The 17431-nt window shown below is 57.8% G+C and carries 19 protein-coding genes and 1 tRNA gene; 7 read left to right on the top strand and 13 right to left on the bottom strand.

Annotation, left to right across the window (positions count from 1 at the left end; all coding sequences use genetic code 11):
- Positions 1-93: 93 nt before the first annotated feature.
- The 10 genes from ftsH to KJA79_RS15280 form a co-directional block, all read right to left on the bottom strand.
- Positions 94-1908, bottom strand: coding sequence for an ATP-dependent zinc metalloprotease FtsH (gene ftsH / locus KJA79_RS15325; protein ID WP_213042941.1), 1815 nt, complete (start codon positions 1906-1908; stop codon positions 94-96).
- Positions 1909-1996: 88 nt separating this feature from the next.
- Positions 1997-2548, bottom strand: coding sequence for a hypoxanthine phosphoribosyltransferase (hpt, locus tag KJA79_RS15320; RefSeq protein ID WP_213042940.1), 552 nt, complete (start codon positions 2546-2548; stop codon positions 1997-1999).
- A 2-nt stretch (positions 2549-2550) separates the two neighbouring features.
- Positions 2551-4044: a tRNA lysidine(34) synthetase TilS gene (gene tilS, locus KJA79_RS15315; RefSeq protein WP_213042939.1), complete on the bottom strand. Its 1494-nt coding sequence runs from the start codon at positions 4042-4044 to the stop codon at positions 2551-2553.
- Positions 4045-4047: 3 nt separating this feature from the next.
- A complete protein-coding gene (locus KJA79_RS15310) occupies positions 4048-5010 on the bottom strand; it encodes a bifunctional riboflavin kinase/FAD synthetase (protein ID WP_213042938.1) in 963 nt (320 codons plus the stop codon).
- Positions 5007-5990 carry a porphobilinogen synthase gene (gene hemB / locus KJA79_RS15305; RefSeq protein WP_213042937.1) on the bottom strand — a complete coding sequence of 328 codons (984 nt, stop codon included), beginning with the start codon at positions 5988-5990 and terminating at the stop codon, positions 5007-5009. Before hemB ends, KJA79_RS15310 begins: the two co-directional genes overlap by 4 nt.
- 7 nt (positions 5991-5997) lie before the next feature.
- Positions 5998-6390 (bottom strand): CBS domain-containing protein, encoded by a 393-nt coding sequence (locus tag KJA79_RS15300; RefSeq protein ID WP_213042936.1) that lies wholly within the window; start codon positions 6388-6390, stop codon positions 5998-6000.
- A 49-nt stretch (positions 6391-6439) separates the two neighbouring features.
- Entirely contained in the window at positions 6440-8008 is a 1569-nt protein-coding gene (gene cobA / locus KJA79_RS15295) for a uroporphyrinogen-III C-methyltransferase (RefSeq protein WP_213042935.1), read from the bottom strand.
- Complete coding sequence (gene hemC, locus KJA79_RS15290; RefSeq protein WP_213042934.1) at positions 8005-8940, bottom strand: hydroxymethylbilane synthase; 936 nt, start codon at positions 8938-8940, stop codon at positions 8005-8007. The genes cobA and hemC overlap by 4 nt, the downstream gene beginning before the upstream one ends.
- An 88-nt stretch (positions 8941-9028) precedes the next feature.
- On the bottom strand, positions 9029-10435 hold the full coding sequence (gene hemA, locus KJA79_RS15285; protein WP_213042933.1) for a glutamyl-tRNA reductase: 1407 nt from the start codon (positions 10433-10435) through the stop codon (positions 9029-9031).
- A complete protein-coding gene (locus KJA79_RS15280) occupies positions 10435-11241 on the bottom strand; it encodes a cytochrome C assembly family protein (RefSeq protein WP_213042932.1) in 807 nt (268 codons plus the stop codon). The genes hemA and KJA79_RS15280 overlap by 1 nt, the downstream gene beginning before the upstream one ends.
- 64 nt (positions 11242-11305) lie before the next feature.
- On the opposite strand from KJA79_RS15280, the gene rsmI reads away from it, so the two are divergent.
- Positions 11306-12055 carry a 16S rRNA (cytidine(1402)-2'-O)-methyltransferase gene (rsmI, locus tag KJA79_RS15275; RefSeq protein WP_213042931.1) on the top strand — a complete coding sequence of 250 codons (750 nt, stop codon included), beginning with the start codon at positions 11306-11308 and terminating at the stop codon, positions 12053-12055.
- A 3-nt stretch (positions 12056-12058) separates the two neighbouring features.
- Here rsmI and KJA79_RS15270 read toward each other — a convergent pair whose 3' ends face one another.
- From KJA79_RS15270 to KJA79_RS15260, 3 genes are all read right to left on the bottom strand, one after another.
- The gene (locus KJA79_RS15270) at positions 12059-12319 is read right to left on the bottom strand and encodes a sulfurtransferase TusA family protein (protein WP_213042930.1); all 261 of its coding nucleotides are present in this window, start codon (positions 12317-12319) and stop codon (positions 12059-12061) included.
- Between the two features lie 150 nt (positions 12320-12469).
- Positions 12470-13252, bottom strand: coding sequence for a hypothetical protein (locus KJA79_RS15265; RefSeq protein WP_213042929.1), 783 nt, complete (start codon positions 13250-13252; stop codon positions 12470-12472).
- 285 nt (positions 13253-13537) lie between these two features.
- Positions 13538-13624, bottom strand: a tRNA-Leu gene (locus tag KJA79_RS15260).
- A gap of 190 nt (positions 13625-13814) precedes the next feature.
- Here KJA79_RS15260 and KJA79_RS15255 point away from each other — a divergent pair.
- From KJA79_RS15255 to argC, 6 genes are all read left to right on the top strand, one after another.
- Positions 13815-14096 (top strand): Fe(2+)-trafficking protein, encoded by a 282-nt coding sequence (locus KJA79_RS15255; RefSeq protein WP_213042928.1) that lies wholly within the window; start codon positions 13815-13817, stop codon positions 14094-14096.
- 256 nt (positions 14097-14352) lie between these two features.
- The gene (locus tag KJA79_RS15250; protein WP_213042927.1) at positions 14353-14808 is read left to right on the top strand and encodes a bifunctional nuclease family protein; all 456 of its coding nucleotides are present in this window, start codon (positions 14353-14355) and stop codon (positions 14806-14808) included.
- Between the two features lie 2 nt (positions 14809-14810).
- Positions 14811-15299, top strand: a complete 489-nt coding sequence (locus KJA79_RS15245; RefSeq protein WP_213042926.1) for a bifunctional nuclease family protein — start codon at positions 14811-14813, stop codon at positions 15297-15299.
- 50 nt (positions 15300-15349) lie between these two features.
- Positions 15350-15781, top strand: coding sequence for a 50S ribosomal protein L13 (gene rplM, locus KJA79_RS15240; protein ID WP_213043577.1), 432 nt, complete (start codon positions 15350-15352; stop codon positions 15779-15781).
- Positions 15782-15823: 42 nt separating this feature from the next.
- The gene (rpsI, locus tag KJA79_RS15235; RefSeq protein ID WP_213042925.1) at positions 15824-16216 is read left to right on the top strand and encodes a 30S ribosomal protein S9; all 393 of its coding nucleotides are present in this window, start codon (positions 15824-15826) and stop codon (positions 16214-16216) included.
- Positions 16217-16335: 119 nt separating this feature from the next.
- Positions 16336-17409, top strand: coding sequence for an N-acetyl-gamma-glutamyl-phosphate reductase (argC, locus tag KJA79_RS15230; RefSeq protein ID WP_213042924.1), 1074 nt, complete (start codon positions 16336-16338; stop codon positions 17407-17409).
- Positions 17410-17431: the final 22 nt, after the last annotated feature.

Genomic DNA, 17431 nt, shown 5'->3' with positions numbered 1-17431 from the left:
AACGTTTTCCCAACCACTGGCATGAAACTATAAAAGCCATCTGCTTCGCAGGAACCCCACTTCGGGGCCCCCGCGAAGCCGGTCGTATACAGCTTAGGCAGGAACCGTCTGTGATGAAGATCCTTGAATCAGGATCTGATCAATCTCCAACGCGTCCAACACTTCCTTTTCCAGCAATGCCTCGGCAAGGGCCTTCAAGCTGGTCATGTTATCCGTCAAGATGCGCTTTGCACGTTCATAGTTCTCTGTGACCAGACGCTTCACTTCGTGATCGATTTCGATCGCGACCTGCTCGCTAAAGTCACGTTTCGAACCAATTTCCCGACCAAGGAAGATTTCCTCTTCCTTGCGACCGAAGGTCAAGGGACCCAGCTTTTCACTCATGCCCCACTCGCACACCATCTTTCTGGCAAGATCTGTGGCTCGTTCCAGGTCATTTCCCGCTCCCGTCGTCACATCGTGCAGGACCAACTCTTCGGCTACTCGCCCGCCCATCAGAATTGCGAGATTGTTGTAGAGGAAGTCCTTTGAATAGTTGTGTCGATCGTCGGTGGGAAGCTGCATGGTCACACCAAGCGCCCGGCCTCGCGGGATAATCGTGACCTTATGGACCGGATCCGTCCCCGGCAGGAGCTTGGCCATGAGTGCATGCCCGGCCTCATGGTACGCCGTGGTGCGTTTCTCCTCGTCGGTGAGCACCATGCTCTTCCGCTCTGCGCCCATCAGGACTTTATCTTTGGCCATTTCGAAGTCGATAAATTCGACTTCTTTTTTATTGAGCCGGGCAGCCCACAATGCCGCCTCGTTCACCAGATTCTCAAGGTCGGCGCCTGAGAATCCCGGCGTACCCCGGGCAATTTTTTCGAGTTCGACATCTGAGGCCAGCGGAACCTTCTTGGTGTGGACTTTCAGGATTTCTGATCGTCCACGCAAGTCCGGACGATTCACCACCACCTGGCGGTCAAATCGACCCGGTCGCAACAATGCCGGGTCGAGAACATCGGGCCGGTTAGTCGCCGCGATCAGAATGACCCCTTCCGTCGTATCAAACCCATCCATTTCCACAAGGAGTTGGTTGAGTGTCTGCTCGCGCTCGTCGTGGCCGCCACCAAGGCCCGCACCCCGCAACCGACCTACGGCGTCGATCTCGTCGATGAAAATGATGCAGGGCGCGTGCTTTTTACCCTGTTCGAACAGATCCCGTACCCGGGACGCTCCGACTCCAACGAACATTTCAACGAAATCTGATCCGCTGATGCTGAAGAACGGCACTCCCGCTTCACCGGCAATGGCCTTGGCCAGGAGGGTCTTTCCGGTTCCCGGAGGGCCTACGATCAGGACGCCTTTGGGGATTCGGCCGCCCAGTTTTTGGAATTTTCTCGGGTCCTTCAGAAACTCAATGATCTCCAGGACTTCTTCCTTGGCTTCTTCAATCCCGGCGACATCCGAGAATGTGACCTTCTTGCGTTCTTCCGTCAGCATGCGAGCGCGGCTCTTCCCGAAGGACAACGCCTTGTTGCCGCCGATCTGCATCTGGCGCATGAGGAAAAACCACAGTCCGAGGAACAGAATGAAGGGTCCCCACGTCACCAAGAACGTGATGTACCACGGACTTTCGTCAGGCGGGCGGGCTTCGATCTGGACATCCTTCTCACGCAAGTGTTTCACCAACTCCGGATATTCGGCCGTATAGGTCCTGATCCGGCTTTGGTCCTTCAAAATCGCGCTGATATGGTTGGCCTTGATCGTGACCTTCATGACCTCGCCCTTATCCAGCTTGGCCATAAAGTCGCTAAATATGACTTCGTCTTCCGGCGCATGGGTCGGCACACTGAACAAGTTGAACAGCAGAATCATGAACAGGCCGACCACGACCCAGAACAATAAATTCTTTACCCGTGAATTCATCCACCTCTCCTTTGAGGATATTAGGCAGACCAAAAAATTAGCTAACCGTGCAGAATGTTACCATAGGTTCCGCGAGGGGAACAACCTTTCATGCAGACTCTTGCTCCCCTTCGTCGCCTTGATCGAGCGCGGCAAGGTACGGAAGGTTCCGATACTCCTGGCGATAATCGAGCCCGTACCCAACCACAAACTTGTTGGGGATTTTGAACCCCACATACTCCAGATCCACTTCGACCAGGCGCCGCTCCGGTTTGCTGAGCAGGGTGCAGACCTTCAAGGAGCGGGGTTTGCGTCGGGACAGGGTTGTCATCAAATACTGAACGGTGAGGCCCGAGTCGACGATATCTTCCACGAGCAGGACATCCTTCCCGGCGATCGGTTCCGTCAGATCTGACACCAGCTTGACCTTGCCGGATGTTTTCTTCCGCGCGCCATAACTCGTGACCACGATGAACTCCACACGCATGGGTATCCGGATGGCTCGTGCCAGGTCGGCATAAAACGCATAGGCCCCTTTGAGGACCCCGACAAGCACCAAGTCCTTCCCGGCATAGTCGGACGCAATCTGCCGACCCAGCTCACGGATTCGAGTCCGCATCTGCTCCTGCGTCACAATGGGGCGACCAAAAATGCGTTCCATTCCTAACAAACTCCTTTCCGACGCACAGGACCTGTCACACTGGCCAACATGAACCGGGTTGTCGAAGCGGTGGCGGCGAATCTGGCATCGATGCGTCGCCCAACGATCCACGCGACCTGTTCTTGCGACAGTAGCAACGGTATGTGTTCTCGCACAGACCGGCTCAGTTTTGCATCTGTGAAGTAATCTTGCAATTTCTTTCGTCGACCGCCCATGCCGACGGGAACAAACCAATCTCCCGGCCTCCACGACCGGATCGTCAGAGGCAACAGGAGGTGATCCGCGTCAAACAGGGCGGTAGCGGATGACGGGTGTTTGAGCAGGGCCTGACCTCGTGCCTGCGTGACCGGACGCAGTCGAATCACCTCCCCCGTCGACGGCCAGGACACAGTCGACGGCAGGGACACGCACGTGACCACCTCGGAATCCGGCACCGGCCCTCCATGGGGAGGGGTGCCCTTCGCTCCTAATGGGAGCGGCCGCGCAGACCTGGACGCGACGCCCACCGTACCTTGGTCACAGGTCACCACCACCGGTCCCACGTGCCACGCCTTCCCTGACTGCCTGGATGCGAGCGACGCCAGAATCGACAGGACCTGATCACTCCGCGGCCCGGCTGACACCGGCGCCATGGCGTGAATCGCCAACCTGAGCATCCGACGCTGCAAGGCGGTCGGTTGCCGAATGAATGCAGCCCGATCCAGGACGATCGTACTCGGATCACCTCGTCGCATGACTCGCCCCAAGCACCGTGCGGCAAGGCGATCGAGAAGCTGATCATCTGCTCGCAGAAGGTCAGCCTGACGTGCAAGCAGCCGGGTAGCTGCCGGAGCCAATGATTCCAGTACCGGAAGGACCTCCTGCCGCACACGATTGCGAAGATACAAAGATTTGGCATTGCTGGAATCGGTCCGATAGGACAATCCGACCGCAGCAAGATACGACAGGATCTCCCGCCGGGTAACACCCAAGAGCGGTCGTACAAAAAGACGTTCACGAGTGTACGGCATTCCGGCCAGGCCCCGTAAACCTGCGCCGCGCAGCATCCGTAGAAGGACGGTTTCGGCCTGATCGTCCGCCGTGTGCCCGAGTGCCACACGGTCTACCGGCAGCTCTTGTGCCAAGTCGCGGAACAGGCGATAGCGCAACTCCCTGGCGCGTGCCTGTAACGAGCTCGACGCCCCCGGTTCACGTTTACGAACGTGGAGCGGCCGCACGAGGCACGGTACATTGAGCCGGCGGCACAGCGCCGCGACGAATGAAGCGTCCTCATCTGACTCGACACCGCGCAGACCGTAGTTGCCATGCACCACGGTCAAAGACAATTTCCAGGCCGCGGCCAGGTCATGCAGAATCGAGAGCAAGGCCACCGAATCCGGCCCACCGGACACGGCCACCAGGACAGACTGACCCGGTTGGAGTAATGCGCGCGCGCGGAGGGCGCGGGCAACGTGATTATGAAGCGGGTGCGGCACCGCTGGGGGAGAACCTGCCATCGCTCATGATTGGGAATGGAGCGGTGAGACCGGGTCTAAGGCCGCCTCACGCAACTGTGCACGGGCAGCGGCCACGTCCGACTCAATTTGTCTGGTCAACGCCTCTGCAGAAGGGAACACACGGTCTTCGCGAATAAACCCCAGCAGCTCAACACGAATGGTTTCGCCATAGAGGTCCAGCCGTTCATCCAGAATCGACACTTCAAGTAACCGTTCTCCGGCCCCGAAGGTCGGCCGCTTTCCAATATAGACCACGGAATCCAGGCGCCGGGCTTTCCAAAGCACCCGTGCGGCATACACTCCGTCAGGCGGAATGACACGCCCTTCAGGAAGTCGTAGATTGGCGGTCGGCCAGCCGAGTTCCGTCCCGCGCCGAGCCCCGGCAATGACGGTTCCCTCGATACCATAGGCTCTTCCGAGAAACCGCATAGCTTTCTGCAACTCACCGGCTTGAATCATCTGACGAATCCGCGTGGAACTGACGATCTCCCCGTCGATGGTGACCGGCGGCATGGGATGCACACGAAATCCGAACTGCGCACCAAATTCCAACAAATCCGCGATACGTCCGGCACGTCCTCGACCGAAGGCGAAATGTTTCCCGACAAACAACTCCCGCGTACCAATCCCATCACGTAAGACCTGGGTGGCAAACTCCAATGGGTTCAGCGCGGCGAACGCGGGGGAAAATTCCAGGAACACCACCTCGTCAATACCGGCGGCCTCAAAGCGAGCCAGCTTTTCCTCAGGCGACGTGAGAAACATGAGGTTGACATGTGGGGCGAGAATCTTCACCGGATGCGGATCAAACGTCAACACCAACGCCGTGCCGGCCTCCCGGCGCGCAGTCGTCACCACTTGATCCAAGAGCGCGCGGTGGCCGTGATGATGACCGTCAAAATTACCGATGGTCACCACCGAATAGGGCCTGGACGCGGATGGGGTGAGTCCCCGAGAAATCTTCATGCGTGCCGTGACTGGAGAAGCCTGGCGGCTTCCTTTGCAAAATAGGTCAGAATGATGTCCGCACCGGCTCGCTTGATCGACAGCAACGATTCCATCATGGCACGACGCTCATCCAACCATCCTGCCTGCGCGGCCGCCTTGACCATGCTGTATTCACCGCTCACCTGATAGGCGGCAATCGGCAACAGAGTCCGATCTCGCGCCGCACTGATGATGTCCAAATAAGGCAGGGCCGGCTTGACCATGACAATGTCGGCGCCTTCTTCGACATCCAGGTCGATCTCTCGCAATGCCTCGCGTCGATTGGCCGGGTCCATCTGATACGACTGACGGTCGCCGAACTGCGGGCTGGAATTGGCGGCGTCGCGAAACGGAGCATAAAAGCAGGACGCGAATTTGGCGGCATAGGCCATGATAGGCATATCCACAAATCCGGCCCGATCCAGTTCGTCTCGAATGGCGGCCACTCGTCCGTCCATCATGTCTGAGGGAGCGACCATGTCGGCCCCGGCCTGCGCATGCGTCTTGGCCATGGCTCTGAGGCAATCCAGCGTTTCGTCGTTCAGAATCCGGCCCTCCTTCACGATGCCGCAATGCCCGTGACTGGTGTACTCATCGATGCAGACGTCCGTGATCACCACCAGGTCGGGGACCTGTTCCTTGAGAGCGCGTATCGCGCGCTGCACGATTCCATCCGGGTCGAAGCCCGAGGTGCCACGTTCGTCTTTCCGATCCGGAATCCCGAACAGGATCATGGCGGGAATGCCGAGCGCCTTGACCTCGTGAGCCTCTTTGACCAGCAGATCGATGGACAGGCGCGATTGTCCCGGCATCGACGCGATCGGCTCGCGACGCCCCTGCCCCTCAGTGACGAACACGGGGTAGATAAAGTCGTTCGGCGTGAGATTCGTTTCCCGAACCAGTCGCCGTAGCGGTTCTGTTTCCCGCGTTCGACGCATGCGCTGCATCGGAAAAGCCATGGTGCGCTCACTTCCTCGGCAAATTGGTCAGAAACACCACCAAGTCCCGCACGGAGATCATCCCGACGAGCTGCCCGTCTTTGGTCACCCCAAGATGGCGGAGGTGCGTTTGAGCCATAAGGTCGTTCGCATCCAGGAGGGTCTTATGTTCCTCGATCGTCACGAGCGGCGCCGACATGATCTGCTCGACAGTCGTCTTGGTCATATCCGCTCCGGTAGCGACCACCCGCCGCACCATATCGGTGTCGGTAATGATGCCGATGACATCCTTCCCGTTGGTCACGAACAGGCTACCGATGTTGCGATCGCGCATGACTCGCCCCGCGGTACGCACATCCGTATCCCGCTCCACGGTGATGAATTTGTCTTTGGGAACCATGAATGACTTGACTGGAACCATGCCGCTCCTCCCCTCTTGCTAGTGAATGGGCTCACACACTGCCGCTCGATCAACTCGCCGCCGAAGTGGGGTGACGAGCGCGTCGACTGTCAACATGCTGAACGATGGCCTCCGCCAGCGCGGGAATGGTATTCTGCGCAGCCATGACGTGCACCGTCAGACCGGCTTCCCGGGCAGTGTCCGCGGTAATCGGACCGATGCAGGCGACCGTCGTTGATCCGACCAACTGCAACAATTCGTCCCGTGTGGCGAACAACTCGACAAAGTTTCGCACCGTCGACGAACTGGTAAACGAAATCACATCAATCTCGCCGGCCTTGAGTTGCTCGACAAGCCGATCCGTCGCCACAACCGGGCGAATCGTCCGGTACACCGGCACCACATCGACCTCCGCGCCCTGAGCGCGCAGCTGCTCCGGTAGGAGCTCACGAGCGACCAGCGCGCGCGGAATCAAGACGTTGGCTCCACGGATTTGCCGCCCGGCCAGGGCGTCGAGGATCCCCTCCGCTTGAAACTGCTCCGGGATCACATCTGCCCGTAACCCATACACGGCCAACGCCTCCGCCGTGCGCGGGCCGATACAGCAGATCGTCATGCCGGCCAAGGCACGCACGTCCCGCCTGGTCTCGAGCAATCGAGTCATGAAGGGCGCAACACCGTTCACGCTGGTGAAAATCAACCATCCGTAGGTAGACAGACGCGCCATCGCGGCATCCAACGGAGCCCAGTCTTCAGGAGGCGCTATTTCGATCGTCGGACATTCCACGGCCTCCCCGCCTTGCGCCTGAATCAAATTGGACAACTCTGCCGCCTGAGGTTTCGGCCTTGTCACCAGCACGCGTGTGCCGAACAGCGGGCGGCGTTCGAACCAATTCAACTGCGACCGCAAGCGCACCACTTCACCGACGACGATCACGGTTGGCGGCTCCATCTGCGCTGCCGCCGTTTTCTCCACAATGTCGTCCAGCGTCCCGACGACGGTTCGTTGAGAAACCCGAGTCCCCCAGCGTATGACAGCCACGGGTGTGGCGCCCTCCTTGCCTTCAGCCTTGAGGCATTGCACGATTTTCGGCAAGTTGGTCATGCCCATGAGAAACACTAAGGTGCCATGCACCGTCGCCAGCCGCGTCCACTCGATACGACTGCGATCTTTGGTAGGGTCTTCGTGACCTGTGACGAAGGTCACGGTCGAGGCCATGGTGCGGTGCGTAACGGGAATCCCCGCATAAGCCGGCGCTGCCACGGCCGCCGTCACTCCAGGCACCACTTCGAATTCCAGCCCCGCGGCGGCAACCGCCTCGGCCTCTTCTCCTCCCCGACCGAACACGAACGGATCGCCGCCCTTCAGACGGACGACGTATTTTCCCGACCGCGCATGATCAATCAGGAGGCGATTGATCTCCGATTGGTCTCGATACTGACCGCGGCCGCGACGCCCGACGTAGAGGCGTTCGGCCTCCGGGGACGTATGCTGAAGCAATGCTTCGTTGGCGAGATAATCGTACAAGATGACATCGGCCTGCTCGAGGCATTCCTTCCCGCGCAACGTAAGCAGTTTCGGATCGCCGGGGCCCGCCCCAACCAAGAAGACTCTCCCTGTGCGCGTCGTCGTGGTCATGACGCCCGACCGTAGATGTCCTTGAGGATGACATCCGCCCCATCAGCCAATAATCGCTCGGCCAATATCGTCCCCAGCTGCTGAGCATCGACTGCTGGGCCTTGAATCTGATGGCGAATGACACGCCGCCCATCGACCGTCGCCACCAGGCCGTCCAGGGTCAAGGTCTCTCCATCCAACACGGCATGCGCGGCGATGGGAACCTGACAGCCGCCTTCGAGTCGATGCAGCAAAGCGCGTTCGGCCGTCACGGTCATTCTGGTAGGACGATGTTCAAAACGAGTCAACACGTCGCGCACGACGCTGTCATTACTGCGCGCCTCGATCCCCAGCGCGCCCTGAGCAATGGCAGGCAGGCTGAGATGAACCGGAAGGTATTCCGAAATCTCCGCGTCCCACTCCAACCGCCGCAATCCCGCAGCAGCCAGCACAATGGCATCAAATTGTCCCTCGCGCAACTTTCTGAGGCGGGTGTCCAGATTGCCGCGCAGCATCTCGATCACAAAATCGGGGCGATGGTGCAGCAACTGGGCTTGCCGTCGCAAGCTGCTGGTACCGATGCGGGCACCGGGCTTCAGCTGATCCAGCCCGCACCCATCCCGCGTGATCAACGCATCACGCGCATCCTCACGAGGCGGCACGCAAAGGATCTCCAGCCCCTCCGGTAATGCGGTCGGGACATCTTTCATGCTGTGAACCGCGAGGTCGATCTCCCCGCTCAGAAGCGCATCTTCAATTTCTTTGACGAACAGCCCCTTGCCGCCGATTTTTGCGAGCGGGACATCGAGGATCTTGTCGCCCGAGGTCTGGATGCGTTTCAGTGAGATGGTAAGACCGGGGGCCAGTTCCTGGAGACGCGCCTGAACCCACTGACTTTGATGGACGGCCAACTTGCTGCCACGCGTACCGAGAATCAGCGTCGAACGACTCATCGACGACCACGCCCTGGCCGATTCACCGACGGTGGCCGATTGCCTGTCAACAACACGTTGTTCATATGATGTGTGACCGGTGGTCTGTTTAGCGACCCCGCCGGCCAGGCTCCTTCGTTGTATGCTGTACCAATGAGGGCTCGGAAAATCCTGTGGCTTCGTGACCGGGTCCGTTCCTCTCGGGTAATTCCTGCCCCTCTGCCTGTCCGGATGAATAGGCAGGTTGCGTCTCCTCCAAATTAAAGAAGCGGCGAGCGGCATCGACATAGGCCGCGCCGCTGGAAGACGTGGCTTCGGTCTTCAATGTCACCATCGTGCCATGCACCATTTTATTGACGATGGCGGAGGCCAGCGACTCCACGGCGGCACGATCTTCGGTGCTCAGGTGCGTTAATCGCGCAAGGACCTTCTCCACCTCACGTCGTTTGATTTCTTCGGTTCGGCTGCGCAACGCCACAATGGTCGGCGTGACTTCGAGAGATTGCAACCACTGTCCGAGCACGGCCACTTCTTCCACCACCATCTGCTCAGCCTTCGCCGCTTCACGCAACCGGTCCTCCCGGTTTTGCTCCACTCGCATATGCAAATCATCAATATCGAAGAGGAAGGCATCGTCGATCGGCCGGACGGCGGGGTCGATATTGCGTGGCACGGAGATATCGATCAAAAACATGGGGCGACTCATCCGTTGTCGCATCGCCCGCTGCACATCGTCGGCAGTGACCAAATAGTGCGACGCTCCGGTGGACACCAGCACGATATCCGCCTCGGCGAGTTCTGTCTTGTAGTCCTCGAACGGTACGGCGGTGCCATTGAATTTCTGCGCTAACTCCAAGCCGTGCTGAAAGTTCCTGGTCGTAATTCTCACCTGACGCACTCCGTTGGCGATCAGGTGGCGAGCCGCTAATTTCGCCATTTCACCCGCCCCGATCAGGAGCACGGTCTTTTCGGTGAGGTTTGAGAAGATTTTCTTCGCCAGTTCGACGGCGGCGTAACTCACTGAGACAGCCGTCTCCGCAATTTTGGTTTCGGTCCGGACACGTTTGGCGACCGAAATGGCTTTCTTCACGATTTTGTTCAGCAATAACCCCGAGGCCTTGTGCGTCAAGGCAACCTCGAACGCATCCTTGATTTGGCCGAGAATTTGGGACTCACCGACGATCATCGAATCGAGACTAGAAGCCACGCGGAAGAGATGGCCGATCGCGCGGTCGCCGGCATGCCAGTAAAGATGCGGGGTCAGATGTTCCGAGGAAAGGGACAGATGAGTATCCGCCAGGAACTCCTGAACCCGACCATAGCCGCTTTCCAAGTCTTCGACCACGGCATACACTTCGACCCGATTACAGGTGGAAAGCAGCAATCCCTCACGAACACCAGGATAGGTACAGAGCCGGCTGAGTGCCTCCCGCAACCGACTTTCGGGAACGGCGAGTTTCTCGCGAATCTCCACCGGGGCGGTCTTGTGGCTCAATCCGACTACGATGACATGCATCAGGACACCGATCCGTGACTTTTCAAGACCACGCCGATCAGGGTCAAAATCACACCGGCAAAACCGATGATGGTCAGATAGGCCGCTCGCTTGGCGCGCCAGCCGATGGTCAATCGACCGACCAGGACGGCGAAGTAGAAGCCCCATGTCACCATGGCCCAGGTCTGTTCAGGATTCCAGTTGACGTAAGTGCCGCGGACGATTTCCGCGGAAAACGCTCCGCTGATGATCCCAAGCGTCAACAGCGGGAATCCCATCACGATAGACTGCTGGTTCAAATGATCAAGATAGTCCAGGGCCGGGAGTTTTGCGTAGAGCACATTGAACCGCTTGGACTTGAGAAGACCGTCTTGAATGAGGTACATCACCCCCGCAACGAATGCCACGGCAAATCCGACCGTTCCTAACATGCTCAGGGTGACGTGCACCCACAAGGTCTTGAATACGGGCTGGAGAGTGGAGGCCTCATCCGACCGGAACGCCGCGGCGGTCACCAGCGAGATCAGCGCCAGCGGTACGATAAAAGACCCAAGTACGTGGAGTTGTCGACGGAACTCCACGGCAAGAAACACCAAAATCAGCATCCAGGAAAAAAATGAGAGGGCTTCGTGAAACGTGGGTAATTGGGCCTGGCTGGTATCGGCCATCCTGGCCACCAATGCCACGGTGTGGGTGGCGAACCCGATGGCCGTGATCCCGAGCGAGACCTTTGACAGAGTCTCGGCCCGCCGCAGCAGATAGGCCAGATAGCACACGGTGCTCACGAAATAGAGGCCCATCGTGAGCATAAAAAACACTGATGACATTTCGCCCTATCCTCGCAACTTTTCAGCGCAAAGTCACTATTTTTGGTAACTGGAAATTATATCGATGAGGAAAGAACAGAGTCAAGAAAAGCGTGCGTCATCCCGTCCTCCGATCGGCACACTCTTCCTGGTCGGCGTGCCCATCGGACATCCGGATGATCTCACGATCCGCGCTCTGGCCACACTCCGTCGCGTCGACCTGGTCGCAACCAAAAATCCTCTGGCGACACAGGCGCTCCTGTCGCACCACGGCATTCATGTTCCCCTCACAACCTACGATCGTGACAATGCCACGGAGAAGACGCCGATTTTGCTGGATCGCTTGAGACGGGGACAGCACCTTGCACTCGTCTCCGATTGCGGCATGCCGGCTCTGTACGATCCAGGACGATTACTTATTACAGCTGCGGCGAAGGCTGGCCTGACGGTGGAAGTGATTCCCGGACCATCCATCGTGGCCGCGGCAGCCACTCTCTGCGGCATGGATGCCAACGCGTTCGTCTTCGAAGGTCGCTGCGCCGGCGGCACGCACAACTTCTCGCGTCGCCTCCAATCGTTGCAGCAGGAGTCGAGGCCCCTCATTCTGTTGCCTTCGGTGCACGCACTCCGCCACATTCTCACCATACTCCTGACCACGCTCGGCAACCGGAAGGCCGTCCTGGGACTCGACCTCACACAACCGGGTCAGCAGGTCCTGCGAGGACGTGTTAAAGCTCTGCTCACAAAGGAGGCGATTTTCAACAACGCGTCTGTTGCGGTACTGGTTGTGGAAGGCACGGGGCGGAGGAGGACACTAGGGAGAAAGAACGACTGAGAATTATTCGTCGAGTCGCTTTCGTATCACGACACGAAAGGATTGGTCGGCGCGCTCCTGCGACAATACATCATGGCCATCATCGGACACGCTACGCGGGACATTCCGGATGGGATCGCCGTCGTCGAGATGAACAAGAAGGAGTTGGCCGGGGGCCATGCTTTCCAGCTTGAGCTTGGTCTTCACGAAATTATAGGGACAAATGACCCCACGAAGATCCAACTCCTCGTCTGGAATCTGAGTCGGCGAAGATGCTTGAGACATGTCAGGACTGACCCTCAGTGAATGACTGATACTACCAAGCCACTTCCAGTCTTGCAACGACGGGCATTACATCAAGTGCAAAAAAACAAAGCGGGGCGCTTCTTTCGAAGCACCCCGCTCAGCAACCGGCCAGTGAGATGGCCTTATGTCTTAGTTGGTCCAGCCCTTCTGGAGATTAGGCTTGGCACTGTCGGTCCCATAATCAGACTTGTTCTGAACCTTGGTTTCCGGAGCGACGGTCTGATAACCCCAACCCGGCTGTGGTTCGCAATTCCAGCACGGTGCGGTTCCAGTGAACTCACCCACCGTGGTGGTGACCACACCAGAAGTGACCGTTCCGGGGAAGACTCCGCCGACCGGACCACCAGTGTTCGTGGCCGAATTGGTCTCAATTCCGCGCTCCGTGGACGGAGCCGGACGCTGGCCAAGGCCGCCGAAACCTGCCAATTTCTCGTTCCCACGGAACAAGTAAACTTCTCGCACAAGCTTACGGCCAGTCCCGTAAACACCTTGTTCTGCCCGTTGGTTTAACGGCTCAACAACCTGCACCGAAATGTCATCACCAGCATTCAAGACACGCACTTGATCAAGATTGGTCTTGTCGTCGATATAAAGAGTGAGTGAGGACATCGCACCAGTTCCCGCACGGCCTTCGTCATGAGAACTACCACCGGTCTCCAGGTGCAGCTTTCCACCGGGTAGATCGATAGCTAAGACACGACCGAAAACCGTCTCAGCCTGCGAGAGACGTTCCATGAAAGCATTCCGGTCAAATGCTGCCGTACGGCCGGAGTTGCCCGACACATCCCCGACTCCGGTGCCGACACCGAACCCTGATCCCGACGAGGACTGTGGCAAACGCTCTTGAGCGCCTGCAACACCAACGGAGCTGATGAAAAGCACCGCAGCTCCAAGTGCCAACACGTTACGCATGTGCTGCCTCCTTAGTGATTGGAATTGATAAGAGATTGATGATGGACGGCGATAAACTAAACGAGTCATACGTATTCCAAAGCAAATTCGGGCGAACTATAGGCTAAGCCCCACATCATGTCAAGATGTTTTCGGTCGCGACATCCACTATATAGTGTTGTCACGCATTTAACCGCCCCACTCATTCGTGATCTGATGCGTCCTGGGCTGTGTATTTCCGCACCTTGTTGCGTGAAGGCCATTGAAGGACAGTTCGGGTTTCTGGCGGTGTAGGTGAGTTGTCGATGGTGCCCAGAGGGAGGGTCGAACTCCCACTCTCTTGCGAGAACCGGATTTTGAGTCCGGCGCGTCTGCCAGTTCCGCCATCCGGGCATACATTCCATCACACACCCACACACCGCTCTACGTCCCCAATTCGATGTGCGAGCGAAGGGACGCAGTTGTAACATTAATCAAGAAAGGCGTCAACGGCGCAGCCTACCCTTTTTTCCCCGAGCCTCCGGTGCTAGAATGCCGTTCTCTATCAGTAGACACTCGTTTCGACAGATTCACGGAGGCAACTATGGCAGATGTGCAGTGTGTCACCTGTGGCCAGGCAGGCGAAGCAATCACGGATATGTTATTCCTGGGAAAACTGGAAGCAGAGATCAAGGCCAAGGTCTGTAAGCCCTGCTGGAAGAAATGGGAAGGGATGCGGGTCATGGTCATCAATGAGTATCAAGTCAATTTGGGCGATGAGAGCGGCAGAGAGCTGGTCAAGAAACAAATGAAAGCCTTCCTCAAACTCGGGGAACAGGCCGACACCTCGAAAATCGACCAGAACTACCGGCCGGCTGGCACGTAACATCAAGAAGAACTCGCCCGTGCGCCCCGCCCTCACCTTGCAGCGGCGCACGGGTCACATTCAATCGGCCGGATGAATGCTCCCTCGCTGCGTTGACTGTCCCCATCGTCGAGACCGTGTCAGGTCCAGTGCATCCGTTCTCGACCGCCCGCGTCGAGCCGTCAGCCCGTTGAATTCATTGACACTCTGATTTCGGAAGTGCTAGAGTGCCCTATTCTTGAGGTTTTCAGCCGACATCGGGAAGGATACTCCCGCCGTGATTACACAAATGCGGGTAAAGGGTCTGATCTTCGACCCCTATAACAACGCCTATATAGTGGTGTTGCGCGACGAGGACAATTCGGACATGCTCCCAATCTGGGTGGGAAAGTCAGAAGCGAGCGCCATCGGTCTGGCACTGGAAAGCGTCACTGCCCCACGCCCCATGACCCACGACCTGATGAAATCATTTCTCGATACTTTCGATGCCAAGATCATCAGCGTGGTCATTACGGACTTGAATGACAATACCTACTTCGCCACGATTCACCTAATGTACGAAGATTCTGAATATACGGTCGATTCTCGTCCCAGCGACGCCATTGCGTTGGCCCTTCGAACCAGCGCGCCGATTTTCGCAAGCGAGAAGGTCATTAAGAAGCAGTCGTCCGAAGAGCTTGAGCAGTGGCTAGAAAATCTTAAACCCGAAGACTTCGGAAAGCTGGATACCTAGACATGGATGCCGCCAAGCAGCAGGATGCATCATCGGAGCTCGTGGCACTGAGTGTGAAGCAAGTGCTGGACGACGGCAACACCGACACGCGGATCGTCGTGCTGAAGAGTGACGATGCCGGCGTCACCTTGCCGATCTGGGTTGGGTCCGCCGAAGGGAACGCGATTCGCCTGGCCATGGACCATGTGGTGACACCTCGCCCGATGAGCCACGATCTCATCCGCAGCTTTGCGGATCACCTGGGTGTCCGCATCGAGCGGGTCGTCATTACGGACGTTAAGAGCAGTACGTACTATGCCAGCATCGCCTTCGCCTCGAAGGGGCTCCATCGGACCCTGGATGCTCGCCCTAGCGATGCCATTGCGCTGGCGCTCAGAGCCGGCTGCCCGATTTATGCCACCCAGGACGTCCTGAACCGGCGAACCGCGGTTCATTTGGATGCCTGGATCAATCGACTCGATACCAACAATACAGAAACCCAACAGGCGTGAGGCCTCATACCTCACATTAGATTCCTATCGTGCAGGAGTAGATGGAGACCATGACAAAAACGTATCTCGAGAAGCCCGCAAATGTGCAACGCAAATGGTACCTCGTGGACGCCGAGGGGAAGACACTTGGCCGCCTTGCGGCGAAAGTCGCCACCCTGTTGCGAGGCAAGCATAAACCGACCTTCACCCCCCATGTCGATACGGGTGATCATGTCGTCATTGTCAACGCGGAGAAGGTCGTGCTCACCGGCAACAAGATGGAAAGTAAGACCTACTCAACTCACAGCGGATTTCCTGGCGGCTTGAAGACGCTCACGGCAGAGCATATCCACCGAAAGGATCCGACCAAATTATTGACGAAGGCCATCGAAGGTATGTTGCCCAAGAATCCGCTCGGCAACCACATGGCCAAGAAGTTGCGCGTGTATGCCGGCGCAACGCATCCGCACCAAGCGCAAAAACTGGAATCATTCTCATTGTGATTCTTATTCTTCGAATTCGATCAGTGAAGGAGACCGCCTGATATGGCAGCAATGACGCAGTACGCAACCGGAAAGAGAAAGAGCGCGATCGCGCGCGCATGGGTCACCGCAGCCGCCGGTGACATCGTCGTCAATGAGAAGCCGCTGGAACAAGCGTTTCCCCGCCCGACCCTACGAAATGTGATTCAATTTCCATTTGAGTTGGCCGGAGTAACGGGTAAGTATTCTGTTCGTGCCACCGTCTATGGGGGTGGCCCAGCCGGCCAGGCCGGAGCATTGCGCCATGCCATCTCAAAGGCGCTGGTCATCATGAGCGCGGCATTCCGCGCTCCCATCAAGAAGGAAGGCCTACTGACCCGTGATTCTCGCGTGAAAGAACGTAAGAAATACGGTCAGAAGGGCGCCAGAAAGCGCTTCCAATACTCGAAGCGGTAACGATTCACTGGAGCGACAGAGTTCAAAAAGGGAAGGCTCCGCAGCCTTCCCTTTTTTTATTGGTTTGCCATTCGCAGCGCGCGACATGGCACAACTTGTGATGGGCCGGGAGGCGTAAGATGACATCGGTACGAGTCGCAGTTGCGGGGGCCAGTGGATATACCGGAGCTGAACTGGTGCGGCTCCTCTCTCAACACCCCCATGTACAACTCACAGCGGTCACTTCGGAAAAATCAGCCGGTGCGGCCATCTCCGCCGTGTATCCCCATCTTCAGGGGATCGTGCCGCTCTCATTTGAAGCGCTGGCACCGGAAGCCCTGACGGAGCGAGCCGATGTCCTGTTTCTCGCACTCCCACACACCAAATCCATGGATCCCGTGGCGAGCGGCTTGAAAGCCGGCAAACGCGTCGTCGATTTGAGTGCAGACTTCCGCCTGAAAGATCCCGGCACGTATGAAACCTGGTACCAGACCGCACATGCGCATCCCCAACTCATCAAGGATGCCGTGTATGGCCTACCCGAACTTCACCGGTCTGCCATTAAACAGACTCGACTCGTGGCCTCGCCGGGCTGTTATCCGACGGCCGCGATTCTCCAGTTGGCACCCTTGATCGCCCATGGGTTGGTTGCAGCTGACAGCATAGTGATTGACGCGAAATCCGGCATCTCGGGCGCAGGAAGAAGCCCCGCCCTGCCCTATCATTTCCCTGAAGCTCATGAATCATTGGAGCCCTATAAGATCGGCCAGCATCGGCACATCCCTGAAATCGAACAGGAACTCACCGGATTGGTAGGCACACGAACTCAAGCGACTCGCGGTGAAGTGGCCCCCGTGACCGTTGCCTTCACGCCGCATCTGGTTCCCATGAACCGAGGTATCCTCAGCACCGCGTATGCACGAATGAAGGGGCAGCTCGACATCGCCGAGTTACGAACTCTCTATCGAGACTTCTATAAAGGGGAACGATTTGTGCGACTCCTCGAAGGGGCCATGCCGAATCCCCGCCACGTGCGAGGCGCCAACTATTGTGATATCGCCGTCCACCTCGATCGGCGGGCCGGTTGGGTCGTCACCGTGGCGGCCATTGACAACCTGATTAAAGGGGCAGCCGGACAGGCCATTCAAGCGATGAACCTGATGCTAGGGTATCCGGAAGAAACCGGACTCGTGGCTCCGGGCATCTACCCCTAGCACACGATGCATGAGCGCGTCG

Origin of the sequence: Nitrospira defluvii, from assembly GCF_905220995.1 — a bacterium.
GTDB classification, from domain to species: domain Bacteria; phylum Nitrospirota; class Nitrospiria; order Nitrospirales; family Nitrospiraceae; genus Nitrospira_A; species Nitrospira_A defluvii_C.
Note: the sequence above shows the minus strand (reverse complement) of the source record. Positions and strands in the feature narration are given on the sequence as shown.

Coding starts and splice junctions, on each gene's coding strand:
- ftsH (WP_213042941.1), bottom strand. CDS start 1,908: ATGAATTCACGGGTAAAGAATTTATTGTTCTGGGTCGTGGTCGGCCTG.
- hpt (WP_213042940.1), bottom strand. CDS start 2,548: ATGGAACGCATTTTTGGTCGCCCCATTGTGACGCAGGAGCAGATGCGG.
- tilS (WP_213042939.1), bottom strand. CDS start 4,044: ATGGCAGGTTCTCCCCCAGCGGTGCCGCACCCGCTTCATAATCACGTT.
- KJA79_RS15310 (WP_213042938.1), bottom strand. CDS start 5,010: ATGAAGATTTCTCGGGGACTCACCCCATCCGCGTCCAGGCCCTATTCG.
- hemB (WP_213042937.1), bottom strand. CDS start 5,990: ATGGCTTTTCCGATGCAGCGCATGCGTCGAACGCGGGAAACAGAACCG.
- KJA79_RS15300 (WP_213042936.1), bottom strand. CDS start 6,390: ATGGTTCCAGTCAAGTCATTCATGGTTCCCAAAGACAAATTCATCACC.
- cobA (WP_213042935.1), bottom strand. CDS start 8,008: ATGACCACGACGACGCGCACAGGGAGAGTCTTCTTGGTTGGGGCGGGC.
- hemC (WP_213042934.1), bottom strand. CDS start 8,940: ATGAGTCGTTCGACGCTGATTCTCGGTACGCGTGGCAGCAAGTTGGCC.
- hemA (WP_213042933.1), bottom strand. CDS start 10,435: ATGCATGTCATCGTAGTCGGATTGAGCCACAAGACCGCCCCGGTGGAG.
- KJA79_RS15280 (WP_213042932.1), bottom strand. CDS start 11,241: ATGTCATCAGTGTTTTTTATGCTCACGATGGGCCTCTATTTCGTGAGC.
- rsmI (WP_213042931.1), top strand. CDS start 11,306: ATGAGGAAAGAACAGAGTCAAGAAAAGCGTGCGTCATCCCGTCCTCCG.
- KJA79_RS15270 (WP_213042930.1), bottom strand. CDS start 12,319: ATGTCTCAAGCATCTTCGCCGACTCAGATTCCAGACGAGGAGTTGGAT.
- KJA79_RS15265 (WP_213042929.1), bottom strand. CDS start 13,252: ATGCGTAACGTGTTGGCACTTGGAGCTGCGGTGCTTTTCATCAGCTCC.
- KJA79_RS15255 (WP_213042928.1), top strand. CDS start 13,815: ATGGCAGATGTGCAGTGTGTCACCTGTGGCCAGGCAGGCGAAGCAATC.
- KJA79_RS15245 (WP_213042926.1), top strand. CDS start 14,811: ATGGATGCCGCCAAGCAGCAGGATGCATCATCGGAGCTCGTGGCACTG.
- rplM (WP_213043577.1), top strand. CDS start 15,350: ATGACAAAAACGTATCTCGAGAAGCCCGCAAATGTGCAACGCAAATGG.
- rpsI (WP_213042925.1), top strand. CDS start 15,824: ATGGCAGCAATGACGCAGTACGCAACCGGAAAGAGAAAGAGCGCGATC.
- argC (WP_213042924.1), top strand. CDS start 16,336: ATGACATCGGTACGAGTCGCAGTTGCGGGGGCCAGTGGATATACCGGA.